At 70.8% G+C, this 24,332-nt stretch carries 21 protein-coding genes and 1 riboswitch; of the genes, 9 read left to right on the forward strand and 12 right to left on the reverse strand.

Annotated features, from left to right (window positions below):
- Window positions 1-122: 122 nt before the first annotated feature.
- Window positions 123-1,409: an isocitrate lyase gene (gene aceA / locus D8M39_RS01215; RefSeq protein WP_055082380.1), complete on the reverse strand. Its 1,287-nt coding sequence runs from the start codon at window positions 1,407-1,409 to the stop codon at window positions 123-125.
- 163 nt (window positions 1,410-1,572) lie between these two features.
- On the opposite strand from aceA, the gene D8M39_RS01220 reads away from it, so the two are divergent.
- Window positions 1,573-3,186: an XRE family transcriptional regulator gene (locus D8M39_RS01220; protein WP_238693897.1), complete on the forward strand. Its 1,614-nt coding sequence runs from the start codon at window positions 1,573-1,575 to the stop codon at window positions 3,184-3,186.
- A 126-nt stretch (window positions 3,187-3,312) separates the two neighbouring features.
- Window positions 3,313-3,780, forward strand: coding sequence for a ribonuclease E activity regulator RraA (gene rraA, locus D8M39_RS01225; RefSeq protein ID WP_126874224.1), 468 nt, complete (start codon window positions 3,313-3,315; stop codon window positions 3,778-3,780).
- Window positions 3,781-3,990: 210 nt separating this feature from the next.
- On the opposite strand, the gene D8M39_RS01230 is transcribed toward rraA, so the two are convergent.
- The 9 genes from D8M39_RS01230 to D8M39_RS01270 form a co-directional block, all read right to left on the reverse strand.
- Window positions 3,991-4,839, reverse strand: coding sequence for a hypothetical protein (locus D8M39_RS01230; RefSeq protein WP_126874225.1), 849 nt, complete (start codon window positions 4,837-4,839; stop codon window positions 3,991-3,993).
- 241 nt (window positions 4,840-5,080) lie between these two features.
- Window positions 5,081-5,902 carry a hypothetical protein gene (locus D8M39_RS01235; RefSeq protein ID WP_094394579.1) on the reverse strand — a complete coding sequence of 274 codons (822 nt, stop codon included), beginning with the start codon at window positions 5,900-5,902 and terminating at the stop codon, window positions 5,081-5,083.
- A 173-nt stretch (window positions 5,903-6,075) separates the two neighbouring features.
- Window positions 6,076-6,870 (reverse strand): hypothetical protein, encoded by a 795-nt coding sequence (locus D8M39_RS01240; RefSeq protein WP_194074920.1) that lies wholly within the window; start codon window positions 6,868-6,870, stop codon window positions 6,076-6,078.
- Window positions 6,871-7,067: 197 nt separating this feature from the next.
- Window positions 7,068-7,934 (reverse strand): 3-hydroxyacyl-CoA dehydrogenase family protein, encoded by an 867-nt coding sequence (locus tag D8M39_RS01245; protein ID WP_055084250.1) that lies wholly within the window; start codon window positions 7,932-7,934, stop codon window positions 7,068-7,070.
- The gene (locus D8M39_RS01250) at window positions 7,931-8,797 is read right to left on the reverse strand and encodes an enoyl-CoA hydratase/isomerase family protein (protein ID WP_238693898.1); all 867 of its coding nucleotides are present in this window, start codon (window positions 8,795-8,797) and stop codon (window positions 7,931-7,933) included. Before D8M39_RS01250 ends, D8M39_RS01245 begins: the two co-directional genes overlap by 4 nt.
- Before the next feature lie 7 nt (window positions 8,798-8,804).
- Window positions 8,805-10,028, reverse strand: coding sequence for a thiolase family protein (locus tag D8M39_RS01255; protein WP_126874227.1), 1,224 nt, complete (start codon window positions 10,026-10,028; stop codon window positions 8,805-8,807).
- A gap of 197 nt (window positions 10,029-10,225) precedes the next feature.
- Complete coding sequence (locus D8M39_RS01260) at window positions 10,226-11,647, reverse strand: MFS transporter (protein ID WP_126874228.1); 1,422 nt, start codon at window positions 11,645-11,647, stop codon at window positions 10,226-10,228.
- A 328-nt stretch (window positions 11,648-11,975) separates the two neighbouring features.
- A complete protein-coding gene (locus tag D8M39_RS01265) occupies window positions 11,976-13,187 on the reverse strand; it encodes a cobalamin-independent methionine synthase II family protein (RefSeq protein ID WP_126874229.1) in 1,212 nt (403 codons plus the stop codon).
- Between the two features lie 14 nt (window positions 13,188-13,201).
- Window positions 13,202-13,288, reverse strand: a riboswitch (SAM riboswitch).
- Between the two features lie 114 nt (window positions 13,289-13,402).
- Entirely contained in the window at window positions 13,403-14,236 is an 834-nt protein-coding gene (locus tag D8M39_RS01270; protein ID WP_126874230.1) for an IclR family transcriptional regulator, read from the reverse strand.
- A gap of 172 nt (window positions 14,237-14,408) precedes the next feature.
- Here D8M39_RS01270 and D8M39_RS01275 point away from each other — a divergent pair, with 172 nt between their 5' ends.
- From D8M39_RS01275 to D8M39_RS01290, 4 genes are all read left to right on the forward strand, one after another.
- Window positions 14,409-15,209, forward strand: a complete 801-nt coding sequence (locus tag D8M39_RS01275) for a CoA transferase subunit A (protein WP_174233401.1) — start codon at window positions 14,409-14,411, stop codon at window positions 15,207-15,209.
- On the forward strand, window positions 15,206-15,883 hold the full coding sequence (locus tag D8M39_RS01280) for a CoA transferase subunit B (protein WP_055084258.1): 678 nt from the start codon (window positions 15,206-15,208) through the stop codon (window positions 15,881-15,883). The genes D8M39_RS01275 and D8M39_RS01280 overlap by 4 nt, the downstream gene beginning before the upstream one ends.
- Window positions 15,880-17,070: an acetyl-CoA C-acetyltransferase gene (locus tag D8M39_RS01285; protein ID WP_126874231.1), complete on the forward strand. Its 1,191-nt coding sequence runs from the start codon at window positions 15,880-15,882 to the stop codon at window positions 17,068-17,070. Before D8M39_RS01280 ends, D8M39_RS01285 begins: the two co-directional genes overlap by 4 nt.
- A gap of 150 nt (window positions 17,071-17,220) precedes the next feature.
- Complete coding sequence (locus D8M39_RS01290; RefSeq protein ID WP_126874232.1) at window positions 17,221-18,615, forward strand: short-chain fatty acid transporter; 1,395 nt, start codon at window positions 17,221-17,223, stop codon at window positions 18,613-18,615.
- Between the two features lie 64 nt (window positions 18,616-18,679).
- On the opposite strand, the gene D8M39_RS01295 is transcribed toward D8M39_RS01290, so the two are convergent.
- Window positions 18,680-19,177 carry a GNAT family N-acetyltransferase gene (locus tag D8M39_RS01295; RefSeq protein WP_126874233.1) on the reverse strand — a complete coding sequence of 166 codons (498 nt, stop codon included), beginning with the start codon at window positions 19,175-19,177 and terminating at the stop codon, window positions 18,680-18,682.
- 182 nt (window positions 19,178-19,359) lie between these two features.
- The gene (locus D8M39_RS01300) at window positions 19,360-19,959 is read right to left on the reverse strand and encodes a TetR family transcriptional regulator (RefSeq protein WP_055084264.1); all 600 of its coding nucleotides are present in this window, start codon (window positions 19,957-19,959) and stop codon (window positions 19,360-19,362) included.
- 183 nt (window positions 19,960-20,142) lie between these two features.
- Between D8M39_RS01300 and bioB the strand changes: the two genes are divergently transcribed.
- The 3 genes from bioB to D8M39_RS01315 are packed head-to-tail and all read left to right on the forward strand — an operon-like array spanning window position 20,143 to window position 24,252.
- A complete protein-coding gene (gene bioB, locus D8M39_RS01305; RefSeq protein ID WP_126874234.1) occupies window positions 20,143-21,531 on the forward strand; it encodes a biotin synthase BioB in 1,389 nt (462 codons plus the stop codon).
- A complete protein-coding gene (locus D8M39_RS01310; protein WP_094393136.1) occupies window positions 21,524-23,119 on the forward strand; it encodes an aspartate aminotransferase family protein in 1,596 nt (531 codons plus the stop codon). Before bioB ends, D8M39_RS01310 begins: the two co-directional genes overlap by 8 nt.
- The gene (locus tag D8M39_RS01315; RefSeq protein WP_164497790.1) at window positions 23,116-24,252 is read left to right on the forward strand and encodes an 8-amino-7-oxononanoate synthase; all 1,137 of its coding nucleotides are present in this window, start codon (window positions 23,116-23,118) and stop codon (window positions 24,250-24,252) included. Before D8M39_RS01310 ends, D8M39_RS01315 begins: the two co-directional genes overlap by 4 nt.
- The last annotated feature ends 80 nt before the right edge of the window (window positions 24,253-24,332 follow it).

Genomic DNA, 24,332 nt, shown 5'->3' on the forward strand with positions numbered 1-24,332 from the left:
GGAGACCCCTCCATCACCCGCGGATGAGGTGAACGCGGAGGCCGGGTGCCCGGAGTTCGTTGGCCTCGGTGACCGTGCACCGGCCTCCGCGAATCTGTGTCAGCGCTGCCGCGCGGGGCGGATCAGAACTGGGCGCTCTCGGTGGAGCCCTTGAGGGCGATGGTCGAGGAGTTCGGGTTGACCACCTGGGAGACCAGGTCGAAGTACCCCGTGCCCACCTCGCGCTGGTGGCGGGTGGCGGTGTAGCCGCGCTCCTCGGCGGCGAACTCGCGCTCCTGCAGCTCCACGTACGCCGACATCTGGTTGCGGGCGTAGCCGTGGGCCAGGTCGAACATCGAGTAGTTCAGGGCGTGGAAGCCCGCCAGGGTGATGAACTGGAAGCGGTAGCCCATGGCGGCCAGCTCGCGCTGGAACTTGGCGATGGTGTCGTCGTCCAGGTGCTTCTTCCAGTTGAAGGACGGCGAGCAGTTGTACGCCAGCATCTGGTCCGGGAACTCCTCGTGCACGGACTCCGCGAACTTGCGGGCCAGCTCGAGGTCCGGCGTGCCGGTCTCCATCCAGATGAGGTCGGAGTACGGCGCGTACGCCTTGGCGCGGGCGATGCAGGGCTCGATGCCGTTGCGGACCTTGTAGAAGCCCTCCGCGGTGCGCTCGCCGGTGATGAACTCGGCGTCCTGCTCGTCGATGTCCGAGGTGATCAGCGTGGCCGCCTCGGCGTCCGTGCGGGCGATGATGATGCTGGGGACGTCCTCCACGTCCGCCGCCAGGCGGGCCGCGTTGAGGGTGCGGATGTGCTGCTGGGTGGGGATCAGCACCTTGCCGCCCAGGTGGCCGCACTTCTTCTCGGAGGCCAGCTGGTCCTCCCAGTGCACACCCGCCGCACCGGCGTCGATCATGGACTTCATGAGCTCGAACGCGTTGAGCGGTCCGCCGAAGCCGGCCTCCGCGTCCGCGACGATCGGCGCCATCCAGTTCTCCACGGTGTGGACGTCCTCGGCGTGCTCGATCTGGTCCGCACGCTTCAGGGCGTTGTTGATCCGGCGCACCACCTGGGGAACCGAGTTCGCCGGGTAGAGGGACTGGTCCGGGTAGGTCTGGCCCGCCAGGTTGGCGTCACCGGCCACCTGCCAGCCGGAGAGGTAGATGGCCTTCAGGCCCGCCTTGACCTGCTGGACCGCCTGGTTTCCGGTCAGAGCGCCCAGAGCATTGATGTAATCCTCCGAGTTGAGCAGGTACCAGAGGCGCTCCGCCCCGCGGCGGGCGTTGGTGTGCTCTTCTCGAAAGGAGCCCTGCAGACGCAGGACCTCCTCGGGCGCGTAGTCACGGGTCACACCCGCCCAGCGCGGGTTCTCCTCCCAGTCACGGGCCAGTTCGGCGGCGCTGCGGAGGTTGCTGTTCTCGTTGCTCATCTCGGTCTCCTTTGATCGTTCGAGCCGGCGGCCTCGGTGGAAGCTCCGCACGGGTAACTTGATGTGTTCCACTTTTGCCGGGATCTGCACCCCCGCCTAGAGGTTTTTCCGATGAAGAAATGGATTTCTTCACGCCTGAGGAAAATCTGTCTAAAATTGGACTATGACCCCGGACACAGGACCCCGTAGGCGCCGTCGCACCGTCGACGCCGCTCCCATCCCCTCCGCGACCGAGCGCACCGCTCCCGCGGGGAACGGGAGGACGGGTGCTCGCGGTGGCCGCGCGGCGTCGTCGTCCCCGGACGTGCCGCCCGAGGAGTCGGGGGATCCGGCGGACCCGATCGTGCTGGGCCGGCGCATCCGCTACCGCCGCAAGCGGCTGCGGATCACGCTGGAGGAACTGGCGCGCACCGCGGGGATGGCACCGTCCGCGCTGTCCCTGATCGAGAACGGCAAGCGCGAGCCCAAGCTCAGCGCGCTGTCCGCGATCGCCGCGGCCCTGGACATGGGCGTGGAGCAGCTGCTCGGCTCCAAGGCACCCTCCCGGCGCATGGAGCTGGAGATCCAGGTGGAGCGGGTGCAGCGCGGGCCCATGTACTCCGCGCTCGGGCTGCCCACGGTGCGGGTGGGGCCGGGGATGAGCACCGAGACCCTCGAGGCGCTCGCCGCGCTGCAGCAGCAGCTCGGGCAGCGCCTCGAGGAGCAGGCCGCCACCCCGGAGGAGGCCCGGCGTGCCAACACGCAGCTACGGGCCCGCATGCAGGGCGTGAACAACTACTTCGAGCGGATCGAGACCATGGCCGCGGAGCTGCTCGCCGCCATCCGGCACACCGGCGGGCCGCTGTCCGAGCACCACATCTCCCGGCTGGTGGAGCACGTGGGCTTCGAGATCCACCAGGTCCCGGACCTGCCGCACTCCACGCGCTCCGTCACGGACCTGCGCAACCGGCGCTTCTACCTGCCCGCCAGCACGGCCGGCGGATCCCCGTGGTCCGTCCTGCTGCAGGCGGTGGGCCACCACCTGCTGGGGCACGGGCGGCCCGCGAACTACGGCGAGTTCCTGGAGCAGCGGGTGGAGACCAACTACTTCGCCGCCGCGCTGATGATCCCCGAGGCCTCGGCGGTGGACCTCCTGGCCCGGGCCAAGTCCCAGCGGGAGCTGTCCGTGGACGACCTGCGGGACGCGTTCGCGGTCTCCCACGAGACGGCCGCCCACCGCATGACCAACCTGATGACCCACCACTTCGAGATCCCCACGCACTTCGAGAAGGTGCACTCCTCCGGGATCATCCACAAGGCGTGGCAGAACGACGGCCTCCAGTTCCCCACGGACCACAGCGGTGCGGTGGAGGGCCAGCGGGCGTGCCGGTTCTTCTCCGCGCGCCAGGCCTTCTCCGGGACCAACCGGCTGCTCTCGCACTTCCAGTACACGGACACCCCGCACGGCACGTTCTGGTGCTCCGCCCGTGTGGAGGGCTCCGAACACGGCGAGTTCTCGATCTCCTTCGGGGTGCCCTACGAGCACGTGAAGTGGTTCCGGGGCCGGGCCACGAACTACCGGCGCACCTCCACCTGCCCGGACCCGGCGTGCTGCCAGCAGCCCTCGCCCGCGCTCGCGGAGCTGTGGGACGGGCAGGCGTGGCCCTCCGCCCGCCCGGCCACCCACATGCTCGCCGCGATGCCCGCTGGCGCGTTCCCCGGCGTGGACGAGACGGAGGTGTACCGCTTCCTGCAGCGCCACGCTCCGGCCGTTGAACTCGATTCGGACCTCGCGTAACGTCCGTCACGTTCCTACTGCCGCGTAGGTCGCCGTGGTCGCGGTGCGGGGCGCTCTTGCGCAGCGCGCCGCCCATCCGACGACGACGCCGCGCGGCCCCCTTGTCCGCGACGAAAGGCCAGTGCCATGTCCATCTCCACGTGCGACCTCTACGACGAGCGCGGCGACGAGCTGCAGTCCGTGACCACCCAGTTCATCTCGGTGGGCGGCGTCCACCAGTTCACCGGCCCCATCCGCACGGTGCGCTGCTTCGAGTCCAACGTGGACGTCAAGAAGCTCGTGGCCACCCCCGGTGACGGTGCGGTGCTGGTGGTGGACGGGCAGGGCTCCATGAACTGCGCGCTGCTCGGTGACAACGTGGCCCGCACCGCCATGGAGAACGGCTGGGTCGGGCTCGTCATCAACGCCCCGGTGCGCGACCGCGTGGAGCTGGGCACCCTGCAGATCGGCGTGAAGGCCCTGGGCACCAACCCCCGCAAGTCCTCGCCCAACGACTTCGGGGAGACGGACGTGATCCTCAACTTCGGCGGTGTCACCTTCCGCCCCGGCAAGACGCTGTGGGCGGACGAGGACGGGATCCTCGTCGAGCGCTGAGCCCGGCGCGGCCCCATGAGGACGGCGCTGCAGCCCCGTGGTCCGGCGGTCGCACGGCTGTCGTTGGGCGCCCGAACCGCTGGAGGCCCGGTCCCTGACCGCGCGAGTGCGCGAGCACCAGGACGCACAGACGCCGCACGTGAAGGGCGCGACCCCCCGAGGGGTCGCGCCCTTCACTGCTGCCCCCACGACGTCGTGACGGCCCCGTGCCTACTTGCTCTCGACGAAGGTGGACCCGTTCCAGGTGTACTCGAGGGTCTTGCCCGTGGGGGCGCCACCAGAGGTCACGTCCTTGACCAGGATGGTCGGCTCACCGGAGGCGTCGATCCGCAGTCCGGCCGGGTCGGTGGGGAAGGGCGGGATCAGGTTGGCCTCGGGAATGGTGCCGTGCGAGGTGTATCCCTCCTTCGTGGGGGAGATGACCGTGACACCCCTGCTGCTGCTGAGGTACACGTTCCCGTACCGGTCCACAGGGGTGTCTCCCGCGATGTCCCAGACCTGGTCGCCGATCACGGGCGCGGGGCCGAAGGAGACCAGGGTGGTGGCGTCCGGGTTGACCACGTAGTCCACGGCGGTGTCGCCCTGGTACACGGCGTAGCTCGGCTGCTTGCCCTGGGTAGCCGTGTCCGGGTGCATCACCCGCTCGTAGGCGCGGATCTCCATGACACCGAGCGTGGGGTGGTCCATCTGAAACCGGGCCGTCTCCGTGCACACCCCGGCGCAGGGGTCCTCGACCGCGGGCAGCGCGGGCCCGGTGGGGCCGTTGTTCGGCGGCATGGGCGGGGACTGCGCGGGGGGTGCGGAGGGTGCGGGTGCTTCGGGGCCGGCCTCAGCCGTGGGGGCGGCGCTGCCCACTGTCGGAGCTGCGGGGGCCTGGTGGGTCGCCGCCTGGGTGCTCCGCGCGGCACTCGGGGCGCTGCTCGCGGTAGTGGTGGTGCTCGCGGCGGATGACGACGCGGCGTCGGCGGCCTGCGGGGGCTCACTGCTCTGCCCGCAGCCCACGAGCAGCGGGACGGCCAGAACGGCGGTGGTCAGGGTCTTGGTCTTCGTGGAGTACATCTCGTTCACCTCGTCGGTTGGGGAGATCTCTGTGATCGCCAATACATCCACCCTCCCCGGCCACATTTGCGATTGCAACCAGGTGTGACCGAACCGTGACCGGTTTTCGGTCGTCGAAGGTCGTCGAAGGTCGTGTTCCCGGCGGGGTCTCGTGCCCCTGGCCAGAGGGGGCCACGCACGAACGAGGGCGGCTCCGCTACAGCGGGGCCGCCCTCGTGGGAACGTGCGGTGGAGCCGTGACCTACTTCTGGGCCACGAACGTCGAGCCGTCCCAGGTCCAGTCCACGGTCTTGCCGGTGTCCGCGTTGTTGTTGTTCTTGTCCGTGACGTGCTGGACGACCGTGGGCTCACCGGAGGAGTCGATCTTCACGCCCGCGTTCTGGAAGGGGTACTGCGGGTCCTCGGCTCCCGGCATGGTGCCGTGGGAGTCGAAGCCCCCGTCCGAGGGGCTGATGACCGTGACGCCCGAGTTGGAGGAGAAGTACACGTTGCCGTACTTGTCCACGGGGTTCTTGCGGTCCACCTCCCAAAGCTGGCCTCCCATGGCCGGGCCGTTGCCGAACGTGATCACCGAGGAGCTCTCGGGGGAGGACACGTAGCCCACCGGGTTGCCGTTCTGGTAGACGGCGTAGCTCGCACGCTTGCCCTGCGGCGCGGTGTCCGGGGTGATGGTCAGGGTGTAGGCCACCACCTCCATGGGCCCGAACTTCGGGTGGTTGACGGTCGCCCGGGTGGTCTCGTCGCACGTTCCGGCGCACGGGTCCGCGACCGTGGGCAGCGTCGACGAGCCTGCGCCCTCCTGCCCGCCGGTCGCCTCCGGGGCGCTCGCCATGCGTGTCTCGGCGGGGGAAGCGGAGGTGGCGTCCCCGCGCGAGGCGTTCGACGACGTCGTGCCCCGGGCGCTCGGGGTGGCCTCCGACTCCCCGGCGGCCTGGGTCTGGGCCGTGGTCTGGGAGGTCTCCGCCGTGGTTGCCTCGGCGGGCTGGCCACCCTGCCCGCAGCCCGCGAGCAGGGGGAGCGCCACAAGGGCAGTGGTCAGGGTCAGTGTTCGGGTGGAACGCATGTCGTTCACCTCTCGTGGGGCGGTGGTGCTCTCGTGTGGTGGCTGCTGGGCCCCGGCGCTGCTGCGGTGCCGGGGTCGCGGAGCCCGCGCCACGGACGGCTGCGGCGCGAGCTCTCGTGCGGCGGACGCCGTTGCCCCGGCGCGTGCTCCTACTGCGCGCCGGGGCGAGGACGTCACTTCTCCTGGACGAACGTGTTGTTCTCCCACGTCCAGTTCACGGTCTTTCCGGTCTCGGTGCCGTCCTTGTCCACGACCTTCTGGATCACCGTGGGCTGCCCGGCGGCGTCGAGCTTCAGGCCCGCGTGGGAGAACGGGAACTTCGCGTCCTCGGCCGGGGGCATGGTGCCCTGGGAGTCGAAGCCCTTGTCGGTGGGCGTCAGCACGGTCAAGCCGGTGTCGTAGGAGATGTAGACGTTGCCGTACCGGTCCACGGGGTGGTCCTTGCCGACCTCCCACGTCTGTCCGGCCAGTGCCTTGCCGTCGGAGAAGTTGACCACCTTGGTCCCCTCCGGGGAGGAGACGTAGCCCACAGGGTGACCGTTCTGGTACACGGCGTAGCTCGGGACGCCCTCGGACGGCGCCGCGCCTCCCGATGTGATCTGGAGGTACGTGACGATCTCGAGATCGCCGTACTTCGGGTGCTCCACCGGGATCCGTGCGGTCTCGGCGTCCGTGCCGGCCAGCGGGTCCGTCACCTCCGGCAGCGTGGTGCCCGAGCCGGCGGTGTCCTGGGCGGTGGTCTCACCGGTGGTCGTGGCCGCCGGGTCCGCGGTGCTCGCGGCACCGGAGCCGGCCGCGGGAGCCTGCGAGCTCTGGGCCGAGGCGGCCGTGGTGGCGGTCTGCTGCGCCTGCGCCGTCGTCTCTCCGGCCTCGGCGGACTGGGAGGGTTGAGCGCTCTGTCCGCACCCCACGAGCAGCGGGACGGCCACGGCTGCGGCGGTCAGGGTCAGGGTCTTCTTGGACTGCATCTCGATCACCTCTCGATGTGGGAGCTGTCTGTGCTCTCGAACACGCCCCACACTTCACGAGTGTCGTTTGCTAGTGCAACCCCCTGTGATCGAATTGTGATGAAGGGCGGTCCGCCACCCGGGGGTCCCACGTGGCGGGCCGCCATGGGAAAACCGACGCTGACCAGGTGTGATGCGGTCAGCGTCGGGCGGCAACTCTATGAGTAGTCATAGAAACCTTTTCCGGACTTCTTGCCCAGATCGCCGCGTTCCACCATGTCCCGCATGAGCTGCGGGGGAGTGAAACGGGGTCCGAGCTCCTTCTCCAGGTACTCGGCGATGCCCAGGCGCACGTCCAGGCCCACGATGTCCGTGAGCGCCAGCGGCCCCACCGGGTGCTTGTAGCCCAGGACCATGGCGTTGTCGATGTCCTCGGCGGACGCCACACCCTCCTCGACCATGCGGATGGCCTCCAGGCCCAGTGCAACGCCCAGGCGGGACGAGGCGAAACCGGGGGCGTCCTTGACGGTCACGGGGGTCTTGCCGAGGCCCGCAACCCACTGCAGGGTGAGGTCGCGCAGCTCCTGGCCCGTGCGCTCGCCGATCACGATCTCGACGAGCTTGGACGCGGGCACCGGGTTGAAGAAGTGCATGCCGCAGAAGCGCTCCGGGCGCTGCAGCTCCGCGGCGAGCCCGTCCACGGACAGTGAGGACGTGTTCGTGGCGAGCCAGGCACCCTCGGACAGGTTTGCCTCGACCTCCCGGAGGGAGGAGACCTTGAGGTCCCAGATCTCCGGGACGGCCTCGACCACCAGCTCGCAGTTCGCAAAGTCCGCGTAGTCCACGCTGACCGCGAAGTTCTCGGCCCACACGTCCAGGTTGCCGTCGATCTTCCCGCGCTCCAGGGACTTGGCGAGGTCCGACTCCACGCGCTCCTTCGCGGCCTCCGCGGCCTGGGCGTCCACCTCCACCACGGTCACGTGCGCGCCGGAGATCAGGAACGCGTGGGCGATTCCCGCGCCCATGCGGCCCCCGCCCAGCACGCCCACGGTGGAGGGGACGGTTGACGTGGTGCTCTCGGTCATTTCTTGTGCTCCTTCTTGCGGTCCAGGAACGCCTGCATGCGGTCGAACTTGGCCTGGGACTCGAACAGGACGGCCTGCGCAAGCTCGTCCACGTGGGGGTGGGCCTCGCGCGGCATGGCGAAGACCCGCTTGGAGATCCGCACGGCCAGCGGATCCTGTGCGGCGATCCGGTCCGCGAGAGCGTCCGCGGCCGCCAGCAGCTCGGAGGGCTCGTGGATCTCCGTGATCAGCCGGGCCTCCAGGGCCTCCTGCGCGGAGAGGATGCGCCCGGCCATCAGGATGTCCTTGGCCAGGGCCTCACCGGCGAGCTCCTTGAGCCGCCACAGCGCACCGGCCGCGGCGATGATGCCGAGCCCTGTCTCGGGCTGGCCCACCTTCAGGCGGGGCGTGCCGATGCGGAAGTCCGCGGCCCACGCGAGCTCCGCGCCACCGCCCAGGGCGTAGCCGTCCAGGGCGGTAACGACGGGCATGGGCAGCTTGGCGATCCGGTCGAAGATCTGCGAGTTCACCCCGCGCAGGGCGTCCTCGCGGCGCCGCTCGCGCAGCTGGGCGATGTCCGCCCCGGAGGCGAAGATCCCCTTGCCCTTCACCTCGGTGCCGCTGAGCACCATGATCTTCGGCTCGCGCTCCAGGTGCCCGCACACCGTGTGCAGCTCGTCCACCATGACCTCGTCGATGGCGTTGCGCACGTCCGGGCGGTCCAGGGCCACGTGCAGCCGGTCCGGGCGCCCGGTGACGCGCAGGGCCGAGAAGTCCGCGGCCCAGGTGGGCGTCCGCCCGTTCTCGGGGAACGACGGCGCGGCGGCGCCGTCCGCGCGCGGGTCGCGGGCGGCGTCGTCGTGGCTGGGGTTCGTGTCCGTCACGGCCGGATCACACCCGCTCCACGAGCAGAGCCGCGCCCTGGCCCACGCCGATGCACATGGTGGCCAGGCCCTTGGCGGTGCGCTCGCGCTCCATACGACCCATCAGCGTGATCACGATGCGCGAGCCGGACGAGCCGAGCGGGTGCCCCAGGGCGATCGCGCCGCCGTCCCGGTTCACGATCTCCGGGTCCAGGCCGAGACGGCGGATGGAGCCGAGGGACTGGGTGGCGAAGGCCTCGTTGATCTCCACCGAACCGAGGTCGCCCACGTTCCACCCGGCCCGCTCCAGCACTTTCTGCGAGGCCGGGACCGGGCCGAGGCCCATGATCTCCGGGGCGAGACCGGCTGAGGCGCCGTCCACCACGCGCGCACGGGCGGTGAGACCGTACTTGGTCACGGCCCGCTCGCTCGCCACGATCACGGCCGAGGCGCCGTCGTTGAGGGAGGAGGAGTTGCCCGCGGTGACCACGGAGCCGCCCGCGACCACCGGGCGCAGCTTGGCGAGCACCTCGGTGGTGGAGCCCTCGCGGGGGCCCTCGTCCGTGTCCACCACGGTGACCGCGCCCTTGCGGCCCTTGACCTCCACAGGGACGATCTCCTTCTCGAAGTGCCCGGCGCGGATCGCTGCCAGCGCCTTCTCGTGGGACTGCGCGGCGAAGGCGTCCGCGTCCTCGCGCGTGATGCCGTCCACGCGCGCGACCTCCTCCGCGGTCTCCGGCATGGAGTAGGTCATCTTGCCGTCCCGGGACAGCGGCCCGTCCAGGAAGGCGGGGTTGGTGAAGCGCCAGCCGATCGAGGTGTCGAACGCGTCCCCGGGCTTGGCGAAGGCGGTGGTCGGCTTGGCCATGACCCACGGCGCGCGGGACATGGACTCCACACCGCCGGCCACCACGATCTCCGCGGCACCGGACTTCACCATCTGGGAGGCGATCGTGATCGCGGACATCCCGGAGGCGCAGAGCCTGTTGACCGTGATGCCGGGAACGGTGTCCGGGTAGCCGTTGAGCAGCCACGCCATGCGGGCCACGTTGCGGTTCTCCTCGCCCGCGCCGTTGGCGTTGCCCAGGATCACCTCGTCCACCAGTGCGGGGTCGATCCCGGCGTCCTCCACCACGGAGCGGATGCACAGGGCGGCCATGTCGTCCGGGCGGACCGAGGACAGTGCGCCGCCGTAGCGGCCCACGGGCGTCCGGGCGCCCCCGACGAGGAAGGCTTGCGGCAGAGAGGACATGGCAACTCCTAGCTGGGAAGGATTACTGACCGATCGTTCACTGCTCAGGTTCCCCGATCGTGTGAGCCACGTCAATCGGTGACGCCCGCACGATGGAGACGAGAAGGCCCGGTATCCGTGGGGATGCCGGGCCTTCTCTCGCGTGGTGCCCCGCGGGCCTGCCTCGAGGGCCGCGGTGCGGGGTGCGCAGGGGCGCGTCAGTGCCGGGGGCGGCGCGCGGAGGTGGCCTCCGGCTCGCCGGCAACGGCGGGGACGCTCTCCCCGGGGTGCGCCTGGACGTACTCCTGGTGCACCTCCGCCACGTGCAGGTCCTTGCCCTGGTCCGACTTCTTCACGAAGCACACCGCGATGAAGGACACCAGGGACAGCAGGGAGATGTAGACGCCGATGGTCCACGCCTGGCCGGTGCGGGCGAGCAGCAGCTCGGCGATCATGGGCGCGAACGCACCGCCGATGATCGAGCCCAGCGCGTAGCCGATCGAGACGCCCGAGTAGCGCACGCGGGCCGGGAACATCTCCGCGTACATGGCCGACTGCGGGCCGTAGGACGGGCCCAGGCCGATGGTCAGCACGAAGATGGCCAGGGCGAACAGCGGCAGGGACGCCGTGTTGAGCAGCCACCACATGGGGACGGCCCACACGATGATGATGCCGTAGCCGATCATGAACGTGCGCCTGCGGCCCACCCTGTCCGACATCCAGCCGCCCAGCATGGTGAAGATGAGCCAGCCGATGCCGCCCACCAGGGAGGCGACCAGGGTCTCCGGCCGGGACATGTGCAGGACCTTGGTGCCGTAGGAGGCGAAGAACGCGATCACCAGGTAGCCCGCGGCGTTGTTGCCGGCGAAGATCAGCGCGGCGAGCAGGACCTCGCGGGGGTTCTTGCGGAACAGCTGGCCCAGGGGCGCGGAGGACTCCTTGGCGCGCTGCTGCATCTCCAGGAACACCGGGGACTCGTCCACCGAGCGGCGGATGAGCCAGCCCACGAAGATCAGCACGATGGAGAACAGGAACGGCACGCGCCAGCCCCAGGACTCGAACTGCTCGGGGGTCAGTGCGGTGCTCAGGCCGAACATGAACAGGGTGGCCATGAGCATGCCGATCGGCACGCCGATCTGCGGGTACGCGCCGAAGAGCCCGCGCTTGTTCACGGGGGCGTGCTCCACGGACATCAGGGCCGCGCCGCCCCACTCGCCGCCGGCGGAGAAGCCCTGCAGGATGCGCAGCAGCACCAGCAGGATGGGAGCGGCGATGCCGATCTTCTCGTAGGTGGGAAGCAGGCCGATCAGCGTGGTGGCCGCGCCCATGCCGAACAGGGTCATCACGAGCGTGACCTTGCGCCCGAAGCGGTCGCCGATGTGCCCCGCCACGATCGCGCCCAGCGGGCGGAAGAGGAAGCTGATGCCCAGGGAGGCCCACGAGACGACCTGCGCGAGCTGCGCGTTCTCCGCCCCGAGCGGGTTGAAGAAGTGCGCGGCCAGGATGAACGCGGCGGCCTGGGCGTAGATGAAGAAGTCGTACCACTCGATGGTGGTGCCCACGAGCGTGCCCGCGAGGACCTTGCGCTCCTCGCGGCTCATGGTGTGGCCCTGCGCGGGCGCTGTGGTGGTTGATGCCATGGTGGATCTCCAGAATCTTCGGACCGGCGTCCGCGGTGCCAGAGGCGGGGGCCTGAATGCAATAACCGACCGATTGGTCTTGAAACGGCAGTGTACGCATGCGTGTGAGCCCGGTCACGTATGTCGTGTATAAAATCGTATATGTTACGACGCCGCTGCGAGGCTTTCCCCGGTGGGACGTTCCCTCCCTGCACCGGCGTGGGCACGCCCGCGACGCCGCGGCAGAACGGGGTCACCACGCACCGCGGGCCCGGCACCCCGTGGAGGTGTCGGGCCCGCGTGACGGCGCGCGCGGCGTCGTCGTCGGTGCTGGAAGAGGCGGAAGGGCTCAGAAGAGGCGCTGCGAGGCGATCCGCGCGCCCTCCACGAGCGACCCGAGCTTCGCGAGCGCGATCTGCGGGTGCAAGCGCCCGCCCAGCCCGCAGTCCGTGGAGGCGATGACGTTCTCGCGGCCCACCACCGAGGCGTACTGCTCGATGCGCTGCGCCACCAGCTCCGGGTGCTCCACGCCGTTGGTCGAGTGGGAGACCATGCCGGGGTAGACCACCTTGCCCTCGGGCAGCTTGTGCTCCTCCCAGACCTTCCACTCGTGGCCGTGGCGGGGACTGGACGCCTCGAAGCTGTAGCCCTGCGCGTTGATGGTGAGCATGAGGTCCACGAGGTACTTCAGCTCCAGGTCCGTGGTGTGCGGGCCGTGCCACGAGCCCCAGCAAAGGTGGAAGCGGATCTGCTCCTGCGGCAGGTCGCGCAGGGCGTGGTTCAGGGCCTCCACGCGCAGCCGGGTGAAGTCCAGGTAGTCCTCCACCGTGGGCTCCGGGTTGATCTGGTCCCAGGACTCGGCGATCGAGGGGTCGTCGATCTGCACGGTCAGCCCGGCGTCCACGATGGCCTTGTACTCCTCGCGCATCACGTCCGCGCAGGCGTAGACCAGTTCCTCGTCCGTGGCGTAGTACTCGTTCTTCACGCGGGCGCAGGAGCCGGGGGACAGTGCGGCGACGAAGCCCTGCGTGGCCCCGTTCAGTGCCATCGCGTCCTTCACGCGGCGGATGTCGCCGGCCACCGCCTCCTGACCCGTGTAGGTCAGCGGGCCCGTGATCTTGGGCTGCGAGACCGTGTTGCGGTGCGCCAGCACGCCCGCCGTGGGGTCCTCGTAGGCGTCCCGGAAGCGCTCGCGGTCGCGGCGGTCGGGGAAGCTCGTGAGCACGATGTGCCCCGGGCTGGAGCGGTGCTTCTCCGCGTCGTTCCAGCGGTCCTCGTCCGTGGGGGTCAGCCCGCCCAGGCGGTGGAACGAGTAGTTCCACCAGGCCCCGTAGTCCACGGCGCCGGACGTGGTGTGGCCGTACTCGCCGTCGTTGACGATGTCGATGCCGATCTCGCGCTGGGTGCGCACGATCTCCTTGACCCCCTCGTCGAGCGCCTCGCCCAGCTGGGGGAGGTCGATCTCGCCCGCCTGGAAACGGTTGTTGGCCTCCAGCAGCTCGGGCGTGCGGGGCAGCGAGCCCACGTGGGTGGTCTGGATGCGGTCGGTGTTGTGGGGCATGGGGTGGTGCGTCCTTTCCATCGGTTCTGGCATTAGCACCGGGGGTGATCCGGTTGCTGCGGCTTCGACGAGCCAGATCTCTCGGCCGCTCTGGATGGTTGCCCCTCCATCCAACAGCACGCGGAGGTGGGCGGGCGAATCATGGCGGGCCTGTGGCGCACTCTCGGCGGACGACGACGTCGCCCGGGCCGTGTGCGAGCCTCGTGCGGGGCGGGCTACGACGTCGCTCGGCCCGTGCGCAGTGCCGTGCTGAGCCTGTGTGCCTGGTCCAGCAGCGCGGTGCCCAGCTGCTGCTGCCGCGGCGGGCGGAAGCGGGACTCGATCCCCGTGAGGGACAGCGCGTAGCGGGGCTGGCCGGAGGCGTCGAAGACCGCGGCGGCCATGCCCCACGAGCCCTCCACGATCCGCCCCGGGTTCAGGGACCAGCCGTGCTCGCGGACCTGGGCCACGAGACCGCGGACGTGGGCGTCGTCGTGCTGGGGGCCGAGCTCACTGCGGCGCTCGCGGGTGGCGGCGAGCGCGCCCTCCAGCTGCTCGTCCGGGAGGTGGCCGAGGATGGCCAGCCCCGCGGAGGCGACGCCCAGGGGCAGTCGCAGGCCCTCGTGCAGGACGTGCGAGCGGACGGGGAACGAGCCCTCGGCGCGTTCGAGGCAGATCACCTCGTCCCCGCGGCGGGCGGAGAAGAACGCGGACTCGCCGGTGGCCTCGGCGAGGCGCCGCAGGTGCGGGGTGGCGAGGTCCTGCGCCGGGTAGCGCTGAGCGGTCACCGCCCCCAGGATGGTCAGCTCGAAGCCGAGCGCCCAGCGACCGGTGTCGTCCCGGTCGAGCAGTCCCTCGTGGGCCAGTGCGGTGAGCAGGCGGTGGGCGGTGGGGCGGGTGAGCCCCGTGCTGCGGGCGACCTCGGCGGTGCCAGCGGTTCCCGCGGCGGCCACGGCCTGCAGCACCGCGGCGACCCGTCCGACCACCTGGGTGCCCGACGTCGCTGCGGCCCGCGACGTCGTCGCCCGCGCCCGTTCCGCGCCGCCCGGCTGCTCCGCCGCTCTCGCCATCGCCGTCTCCTCTGCCCGCCAGGCCCCGCTTGTCCACGATGTGGACGATCAACCGCCAGTTTTCCAGAATGTGGCCCGTTCCGCGACACATCACGGGTTTCTTTGACCAGGATGTGAACCGTTCCTACTCTGAGAGGCAGATCACAGGGCACACAATCCGGAAAGGGTGGCCATGTCCAAACTCAGGGACGACGTCACCGGCCTGCTGGCGGAGACGCTGCGGGACGGCATGACCCTCGCGGTGGGAGGGTTCGGTCTCTCGGGCATTCCGCGGGACCTCATCGAGTCGGTGCGGGACAGCGGCGTCAAGGACCTCACCGTGGCCTCCAACAACATGGGTGTGGACGGCAAGGGTCTCGGGCTGCTGCTCGAGAACCGGCAGGTCTCCAAGGTGCTCGCCTCCTACGTGGGGGAGAACAGGGAGTTCGCGCGCCAGTTCCTGGAGGGCGAGCTGGAGGTGGAGTTCACTCCGCAGGGCACCCTCGCGGAGCGGCTGCGCGCCGGTGGGGCAGGGATCCCCGCGTTCTACACGGCCACCGGGGTGGGCACCCCCGTGGCGGAGGGCAAGCCCACCGCCGAGTTCGACGGGCGCACCTACGTGCAGGAGCGCGGGATCGTGGCGGACGTGGCGCTCGTGCACGCCTGGCGTGGGGACACGGACGGCAACCTGGTCTACCGGCGCACCTCCCGCAACTTCAGCCCGGTGTGCGCGGCCTCCGGGAGAGTCACGTTCGCGGAGGTCGAGGAGGTGCTGGCTCCCGGCGAGCTGGACCCGGACCACATCGTGACCCCCGGCGTGTACGTGCAGCACGTGGTGCGGTACTCCGGGGCGCCCAAGGAGATCGAGCAGCGCACCACGCGGCCAAGGCCCGCGGGCGACGTCGTGCCCTCGGTGAAGGATCCGCGCTCGCCAGGCGGCGGGACAGAAGGGCGGCCCACCGCGGGCCGACGCACGGAAGGGGACGCGGCATGAGCTGGACGCGCGACGAGATGGCGGCCATCGCGGCGTCGGAACTGGCCGACGGCGACTACGTGAACCTGGGCATCGGCATCCCCACCCTGGTGGCGAACAACCTGCCGCCCGGGGTGAGCGTGGTGCTGCAGTCCGAGAACGGTGTGCTGGGCATGGGCCCGTTCCCGTACGAGGGGGACGAGGACCCGGACCTCATCAACGCGGGCAAGCAGACCATCACCCTGCAGCCGGGGGCGGCGATCTTCGACTCCGCCACGTCCTTCGGGATGATCCGCGGCGGGCACGTGAAGATGGCGATCCTGGGCGCCATGCAGGTCTCCGAGACGGGAGACCTGGCGAACTGGATGATTCCCGGCAAGATGGTCAAGGGCATGGGCGGCGCCATGGACCTCGTGGCCGGGACGCCGCGCGTGCTGGTGCTCACCGAGCACGTGGCCAAGGACGGCTCCGCGAAGCTCAAGCACGAGTGCGACCTCCCGCTCACCGGTGTGGGCGTGGTGGACCGCATCATCACGGACCTGTGCGTGTTCGACGTCGAGGACGCCGGACTCGTGCTGCGCACCCTGGCCCCAGGGGTGAGCGAAGCAGAAGTGGCCGAGAAGACCGAAGCGAACTACCGGGTGGATCTGGTGGACGTCACCCCCGATTCCGTACCCGTTCAGGAGGAACAGTGACCGAGAACGCCAACGACATCGTGATCGTCAACGGGGCCCGCACCCCGCAGGGAAAGCTGCTCGGGGCGCTCGCGTCCCAGAGCGCCGTCGACCTGGGAGCCCACGCCATCAAGCACGCGCTGCAGCGCGCCGGGGTGGCACCGGAGGACGTGGACCACGTCTACATGGGCAACGTGGTGCAGGCGGGCAACGGGCAGAACCCGGCGAAGCAGGCCGCCGTGGCCGCCGGGCTGCCCATGAACGTGCCCGCCATGAGCCTCAACAAGGTGTGCCTGTCCGGGCTGGTGGCCGTGACCGAGGGTGCCCGGATGATCCGCGCGGGCGAGGCGGACGTGGTGGTGGCCGGTGGCATGGAGTCCATGACCAACGCACCCCACCTGGCGCTGGGTGCCCGCAAGGGGAAGTCCTACGGGGACATGACCCTCGCCGATTCCCTGGCCCACGACGGCCTGGTGGACTCTGCACTGGGCGTGGCCATGGGTGAGCTGACGGAGACGGGCAACACGGAACGGCACATCGGGCGCCAGGAGCAGGACGAGGTGGCGGCGCGCAGCCACCAGCTCGCGGGCAGGGCCCAGCAGGACGGCGTGTTCGCGGAGGAGATCGCACCGATCGAGATCCCCCAGCGCAAGGGTGACCCCGTGACCGTCTCGGAGGACCAGGGCGTCCGTCCCGAGTCCACGGCGGAGGGGCTCGGCAAGCTGCGCCCCGCGTTCACCAAGGACGGCACGATCACCGCGGGCAACTCGTCCCCCATCTCCGACGGTGCCGCGGCCGTGGTACTGACCACCCGCGGCTACGCGGAGAAGCACGGCCTGGAGTGGCTCGCGGTGGTGGGCAAGCCGGGGCAGGTGGCCGGCCCGGACACGTCCCTGCACTCCCAGCCCTCGCACGCGATCGAGCACGCGCTGTCCCGCTCCGGGTGGGACGTCTCCGAGCTGGACTTCATCGAGATCAACGAGGCCTTCGCGGCGGTGTCCGTGCAGTCCGTGAAGGACCTCGGCGTGGACATGGAGAAGGTCAACATCCACGGCGGAGCGATCGCCTTGGGCCACCCCATCGGTGCCTCCGGGGCACGGCTCGCGCTGCACGCGGCCATGGAGCTCGCCCGCCGCGGCTCCGGCAAGGCTGCCGTCTCGCTGTGCGGCGGCGGCGGCCAGGGCGAGGCCCTGCTGCTGAGCCGCTGAGCCACCCAGCAAGCACCAGCACGCCGTGACGAGGGGAGCCGGTTCGCCGGCTCCCCTCGTCGTACCCGAAGACTTCCCTCTCCGGCCGACACCCCGTGGCCGGGCATCCTTCATCCGCCATCCCTCGTCAATGAAGAAGAGGTCCCCGCCATGAACGCTCCGCAACGGTCCACGACGCCCACCGCGTCACCCGAACCCCCTCTCGCCCGGGCCATGAAGCCCGTGAACTACGTGGTGGAGCGGTTCATTCCCTCCGCGCTGATCTTCGCGATCGTCCTGACACTGGTGGTTGCGGTCATGGCGCTGATCCTGACGGACTCCGGTCCCGTGACCGTCATCAAGGGGTGGGGGACGGGGCTCTCGGGGCTGCTGGAGTTCATGACCCAGATGGCCCTGGTGCTGCTGCTGGGCCATGCACTCGCGAGCACCCGTCCGGTGCGGGCGCTCCTTGCGCGGCTCGCCAGCATTCCGCGCTCGCCGCTCGCGGCCTATGTGTTCGTGTTCGTGATCGCGGCGGTGGCGTCACTGATCACATGGGGCTTCGGTCTGGTAGTCGGCGGTCTGCTAGCGCGCGAGGTTGCCGCCGAGTTCTCGCGTCGTGGCAGGCCGGTGAGCTTCCCCATGCTCGTGGCCTCCGGCTTCTCCGGTTTCGTGGTGTGGCACATGGGCTACTCGGGCTCCGGGCCGCTGACCGCGGCAACTCCCGGATCGTTCATCGAGAAGCAGGTGGGCCACGTCATTCCCATCTCGCAGACCACGTTCTCGTGGTGGAACATCATGGCCACGGTGGCCACCGTGGTGCTCGTGGCACTTGCTCTGTGGCTCGTGGCGCCCCGGGCCGTGCCGGCGAGCCACGCCGTCACCGCGGATGCCCTCGCCGAGTCCGACCAGCGCATCACCACCCCCGAGGTGGAGGTGCCCGCGGACCGCCTGGACGCCTCCCGCATTCCCACCCTGCTCGTGGGCCTCGCGCTGGTGGCCTACCTGGTCATCCACTTCACCGGTGGCGGCACCGTGACCCTGAACATCGTGAACTGGATGTTCCTGGCGCTGATCTTCCTGCTCTCCCGCAACGCGTTCGAGGTCATGGCGCTCATCAAGAACGCGGCATCCAACGTGGGCGACATCCTGCTGCAGTTCCCGCTCTACTCCGGGATCATGGGCATCATGACGGCCAGCGGGCTCATCCAGGTGCTCTCGGACTCCATCGTGGCGGTCGCCTCCCCGCAGACCCTCGGCTTCCTGGCCTTCCTCTCCGCGGGTCTCGTGAACTTCTTCGTCCCCTCCGGCGGCGGCCAGGTGGCCATCCAGGCGCCCATTCTCCTCGACGCCGCCGCCCGCCTGGGCGTGGACCCCTCCGTGATCATTATGTCCGTGGCGTACGGCGACCAGTGGACCAACATGATCCAGCCCTTCTGGGCCCTTCCGCTGCTCGCGATCGCCGGGCTGAAGATCCGGGACATCCTGAGCTACACCACCGTGGTGCTGGTGGTCTCCGGGGTGGTCTTCGGGGCGACCATGCTGATTGTGGGCGCCGGGGTCTGACAACGTCGACGCCGCGCGGGCCCGTGCCGCGTGCGGGTGGCGGGGAACGACGTCGTCCGCGGCCTCACCGGACCATGCGGACCTCGCACAGGTCCTCCAGCGCGGGATCGGTCAACGAGGCGCCGTCCGCCCGGAACCTGTTGCGCTCGTAGAAGTGGATGGCGCGAGCGTTGGCCTCCGCGACCCACAGCTGCGCGGGCTCCCCGCCGAGAACGGCGTCGAGCAGGGCCTGTCCCGCGCCCGTGCCTTGGTGCTCGCGGAGCACATAGAGCAGGTGCAGGGCGTGCTCGCGGGCGGGGTCGTCTTCGCGGGGCTGCCCAGTGCCCGCGAAACCGATGATCGTCTCGCCCACCACGGCCACCCTAACCCGTACACGGCGGGACGGTTCTGCGAGCATCCGGGTCCACGTCTCCTCCCGACGGCGCAAGGCGTCGTCGTCGAAGAACCGCTCCGGCACGAGCCCGGTGTACGTTTCCCGCCACGACTGCGTGTGCACTCTCGCGATCCCCGGGGCGTCTTCGGGGACGGGTGTACGCACGGTGAAGGGGGTGCCGGTGGTCATGCAGACATTCTGGCCGCCGCCCGCACCGGCTGACACCCCCGGACGGCGGACCCGGTGGTGGAGAGGGGCGCGCACGCGTTCCCACCACCTGCAACAACGGAGCAAGTGCAGTTCCGGGGCCGCAATTCGGCATTTGCTGAGTTGTTGCAGAGGTGCGGGCGGTGGAGGGGGCGACGATGCCGCTACGCCAGGATCGCGCGCACGCCCGCCTCGAACTCGGCGGCCATCGTGGCGGTGGGGAGGTCCATCGACTCGCGGGTCTGCTGGGCGGTGACGGACCCCAGGGTGAAACGGACCAGGGTGAGCGCGGCCGTCTCTGCCGGGGCGGGATCCATGCCCGCGCGGGTCAGTGCCGCGGTGAGCAGGGGTGTGGGCTGCATGCCCGAGGGGTCCAGTGCGTGGGCCACGCTCACCACGTCCGCGCCGTCCCGCACGGCGAGCACCGCGGAACGGAACCGGGTGATGAGGAGGACGGCGTCGTCGGCGGCGCCTGCCGGGGAGGCGTGCGCGGGAGGGGCGTCTACCGAGGAGGCGCCCGCGGGGGAGGGGCTTGTGAGGCAGGCACCCGCGGGAGAGGCTCCTGTGGAGGACATGCTCAGCGGGGCGACCATGCGCTGCGCGAGGACCGCCAGCAGCTCCTGCTTGTTCGCCACGTGCCAGTACAGCGCGCCGGGCTGCACGCCCAGCTCGCGGGCCAGGCGGCGCATCGAGAGGTCCCCGAGCCCGTAGGTCTGCAGGATGTGCCACGCGGCGTCCACCACCTGGTCGCGGTCCAGTGCCACGGCGTCCCTCCCTGCTCTCATGCCCGGGTGCGGGCCACGCGCAAACTCTACCGAGCGTGCGTGGGGTGGGGTGCGACGTCGTCGTGACCAGGACAGCGGCGTGGCAGCGCCAGCCCACAGGCCGCGCCCCGCAACGGCCGCCCCGAGAATTGACAATCCTGAACACCGTTCAATAATTGAACAATGTTCAAGAACCCTGCCGAGCTGGCCGAGCGCGTCCTCGCCGGCGACCCCGTGACCCCGGACGAAGCCCTCGAGCTGCTGCACACCGACGACCCCGGCATGCTGGACCTCGTGGCCGCCGCCGCCCGGCTGCGCCGCGAGCACTTCGGGATGACCGTGAAGGTGAACTACCTGGTCAACCTGAAGTCCGGGCTGTGCGCCGAGGACTGCGGCTACTGCTCCCAGCGTCTGAACGCCGGGACGGACATCCTCAAATACTCGTGGCTGAGTCCCGAGAAGGCCGTGGAGCAGGCCGAGTACGGCATCCGCGGTGGCGCGAGCCGCGTGTGCCTCGTGGCGAGCGGCCGCGGCCCGTCCAACCGAGAGGTGGGCAACGTGACCCGCACGGTCGAGGCGTTGAAGGAGCAGCACCCGGACGTGGAGGTCTGCGCGTGCTTGGGCCTGCTCAAGGACGGTCAGGCGGAGACGCTGAGCGGCGCGGGCGTGGACGCCTACAACCACAATCTCAACACCGCCGAGTCCAACTACGAGTCCATCTGCTCCACCCACACCTACCAGGACCGCGTGGACACCGTGGAGCGCGCCAAGGACGCCGGACTCTCCCCGTGCTCCGGGCTGATCGTGGGCATGCGGGAGACGGACGAGCAGCTCGTCGAGGCGCTCTTCGCCCTGCGGGACCTGGGCTCGGATTCCGTGCCGGTGAACTTCCTCATGCCCTTCGACGGCACGCCCCTGGCCGGCACGTGGCAGCTGAGCCCGCAGAAGTGCCTGAAGATCCTCTCCGTGGTGCGCTTCGTGTGCCCGGACAAGGAGATCCGCATGGCCGGCGGCCGCGAGATGCACCTGCGCTCCCTGCAGCCGCTCGCCCTGCATGTGGTCAACTCCCTGTTCCTGGGCGACTACCTCACCTCCGAGGGGCAGGCGGCAAAGGCGGACCTGGACATGGTTGCCGACGCCGGATTCACCGTCCTCGGCGCGGGTCCGTTGAGGGAGCACGACGACGCGGTGCCCGCCGACACCTCGAACGGTGCGGCACCCGAGCAGGCCGCGGCGGGCCAGGCAGGTTCGACGGGCCCCGCGACCACGCCCTGCGGGTCCACGTGCGGAACCGGTGGACCTGCCGGTTCCGACGCCGCCTCGGGCGGCCGTCCGGCCCCCTCCGACCCGGTCTCTTCCGGTCAGGGCGACGACGCCGCGGTGCCCTCCGCCGCCCCGGGCCCGGTTCCGACCCCGCCAGCTGCCCCCGCCCCCGTGTCTGCGGCGCTCGCCGCCCTGCTGAGCTCGGGCGAGGGGCCCGAGCGCGACGAGGACGACACCCGGGTGAGGATCGAGCTGAGCCCGACCGTGCGGCGTCGTGGTGCGGGGACCTCGGTGGCGCCGAATGCCTGACCCGGCGCCGGAGAGCACGCACGGCACGGCATCCCCCGGGAGCGGATGGGAAACTCCACGCCCCGCCGCGGCAGGCACGGCAGAACAGGGCGATGACGCCGCGGCGCCCACCCGCCTCGCCGCCCGTGACCGCGGGCTGCTGTGGCACCCCTACGCGCCGCTGGACGGGCCCGCACCCCACGCGGTGCTGGCCGCGGAGGGAGTGACGCTGATCCTCGAGACTCCGGAGGGTGAGCGGGTCCAGGCGATCGACGGCATGGCCTCGTGGTGGTGCGCGGTGCACGGCTACCGCAACCCGGAGCTGGACCGCGCCGCTGTGGACCAGATCACCGAGTTCTCGCACGTGATGTTCGGCGGTCTCACGCACCGCCCGGCCGTGGAGCTGGCCGAGCTGCTGGTGGAGGTCACCCCGGCCGAGCTGCAGCACGTGTTCTTCGCGGACTCCGGCTCCGTGAGCGTGGAGGTCGCGCTGAAGCTCGCCGTGCAGTACCAGGCGGCCCGCGGGCGCCCGGAGCGCCGGCGCATCCTGACCGTGCGCGGCGGGTACCACGGAGACACCACCGGCGCCATGAGCGTGTGCGACCCCGAGGGCGGGATGCACGCCGAGTTCTCGGGACTCGTCGCGGAGCAGCTGTTCGTGGCGCCCCCGCCCGCCGCGCACCCCCGACGGGTGTCCGGGCACGAGGATCCCGAGGGGGTGCGGTCCCAGGAGAACGCCGGTGCGACGGCGTCGGGCTCCGCGGGGTTCCCACCTGCCGGGGACGCCGACGGCCCAGGTGAGAGCGGTGCGCAGGGTGCGGGAGCGGCGTCGTCGTCCGGGACCGTGGTCTGGGACGGCGACGACGCCGCCGTCGCGGCGTGGATCGCGGACGTGCGCGACGCCGCCTGCGCCCACGGCGACGAGCTCGCCGGCATCATCGTGGAACCCGTGCTGCAGGGCGCGGGCGGGATGCGCACGTACGACCCGCGCTGCCTGCGGGCGCTGCGGGAACTCGCGGACGAGCTGGACCTGGTGTTCGTCGTGGACGAGATCGCCACGGGCTTCGGCCGCACGGGGCGCTGGTTCGCGTGCGAGTGGGCTGGTGTGGTCCCGGACGTGATGTGCGTGGGCAAGGCGCTGACCGGCGGGTACATGTCCCTGGCGGCGGTGCTCGTCTCCGAGGCCGTGGGAGCGGTCATCACGGCGTCGGAGCAGCGCGCGCTGATGCACGGGCCCACGTTCATGGCCAACCCGCTCGCGTGCGCCGTGGCTCTGCAGTCCGTGCGGATGCTGCGGGACTCCTGGCGCGCGGACGTCTCCCGGATCGAGGAGACCCTGCGCGAGATCCTGCCCGTGGCCGCGGAGCTGGAGGGGGTCAAGGACGTGCGGGTGATCGGCGCCGTGGGGGTCGTGGAGTTCCACGAGGCCCCGGACCCGGAGCGGCTCACGCGCACCGCCCTGGAGCAGGGGGTGTGGTTCCGCCCGTTCGGACGCCTGCTCTACACCATGCCGCCGTACGTCTGCACGGACGAGGAGGTCCGCACCATCGCCTACGCCCTGCTGCGGGCCGCACAGGAAGTAGAGCTGACGGGCGGGGGACGGGCATGACGGGCGGTCCCCTCGACGCATGGCTCCGCGCTCGCGGTGAGCAGCGCGCGGAGGCGGGACTGCGACGTCGGCTGCGGACGCTGCCTCCGGTGTGCGTGGACCTGGCCTCGAACGACTACCTGGGACTCTCCCGGGATCCGCGCGTGGTGGCCGCGGCCCAGGATGCGCTGGACGAGTGGGGCACCGGCTCGCGCGCCTCCCGGCTGGTGACCGGAACCCTGGGGGTCCACGAAACCCTGGAGCGCGAGCTGTGCGAACTCACCGGGCAGCCCGCGGCGCTCGCGTTCTCCAGCGGGTACGCCGCGAACACAGGGGTACTCACCGCGCTGGGGGACGCGGACACGCTGATCGTCTCGGACGCCCACGCGCACGCGTCCCTGGTGGACGGGGCGCGGCTGTCCCGGTCGCCGGTGCGGATCGCGCGGCACTCGGACGTCGGGCACGTGGCGCAGCTGCTGGCTGAGCGCTCGGAGACGCGCGCCGTCGTGGTGGTGGAGTCCGTCTACTCGGTGTGGGGCGACCACGCCCCGCTCGCGGAGCTGGCCGCGCTCTGCCGCACCGAGAACGCGCTGCTGCTCGTGGACGAGGCGCACGGGATCGGGGTGGCCGGCGGCGGTCGGGGGCTCGTGCACGAGCTCGGACTGGCCGGCTCACCGCACGTGGCCGTGACCATGACGCTGTCCAAGGCGCTCGGCGCGCAGGGCGGGGCGGTGCTCGGGTCCGAGGCGCTGCGCGAGCACCTGGTGAACACGGCCCGCCCGTTCATCTTCGACACCGCCCTCGCGCCCGCCTCCGCCGCCGCGGCCACGGAGGCCGCGCGGATCGTGCGGGCGCACCCCGAGCTGAGCGGCGCCCTGCACGAGCGCGCCCGGTTCGTGGCCTCCGCGCTGGGCACTCCGCTGGCCCGCGCGGCGGTGCAATCCCTCCCCGTGGCCTCCGCGGAGTCCGCCCTGCGGGCGTCGGAGGAGATCCGGTCCCGGGGCGTGGTGGTGGGGTGCTTCCGCCCTCCCTCGGTGCCGGACGGCATCAGCCGGCTGCGCATCACGGCCCCTGCGGACATGGAACTACACGTTCTGGCCCGGGCGCTGGAGACCGTCCGCGACGTGGTGGGGGACGAACCGCAGGGTGCGTGAGGGGCCGCTCACCCCCCCGGGCGAACTGCGCGCCGCTGCCTCAGCCACGTCCGCCACGTCCAGCGCGCGTGGCCGCACTT

The organism is Kocuria sp. HSID17590 (assembly GCF_003989485.1).
GTDB lineage: Bacteria > Actinomycetota > Actinomycetes > Actinomycetales > Micrococcaceae > Kocuria > Kocuria salsicia.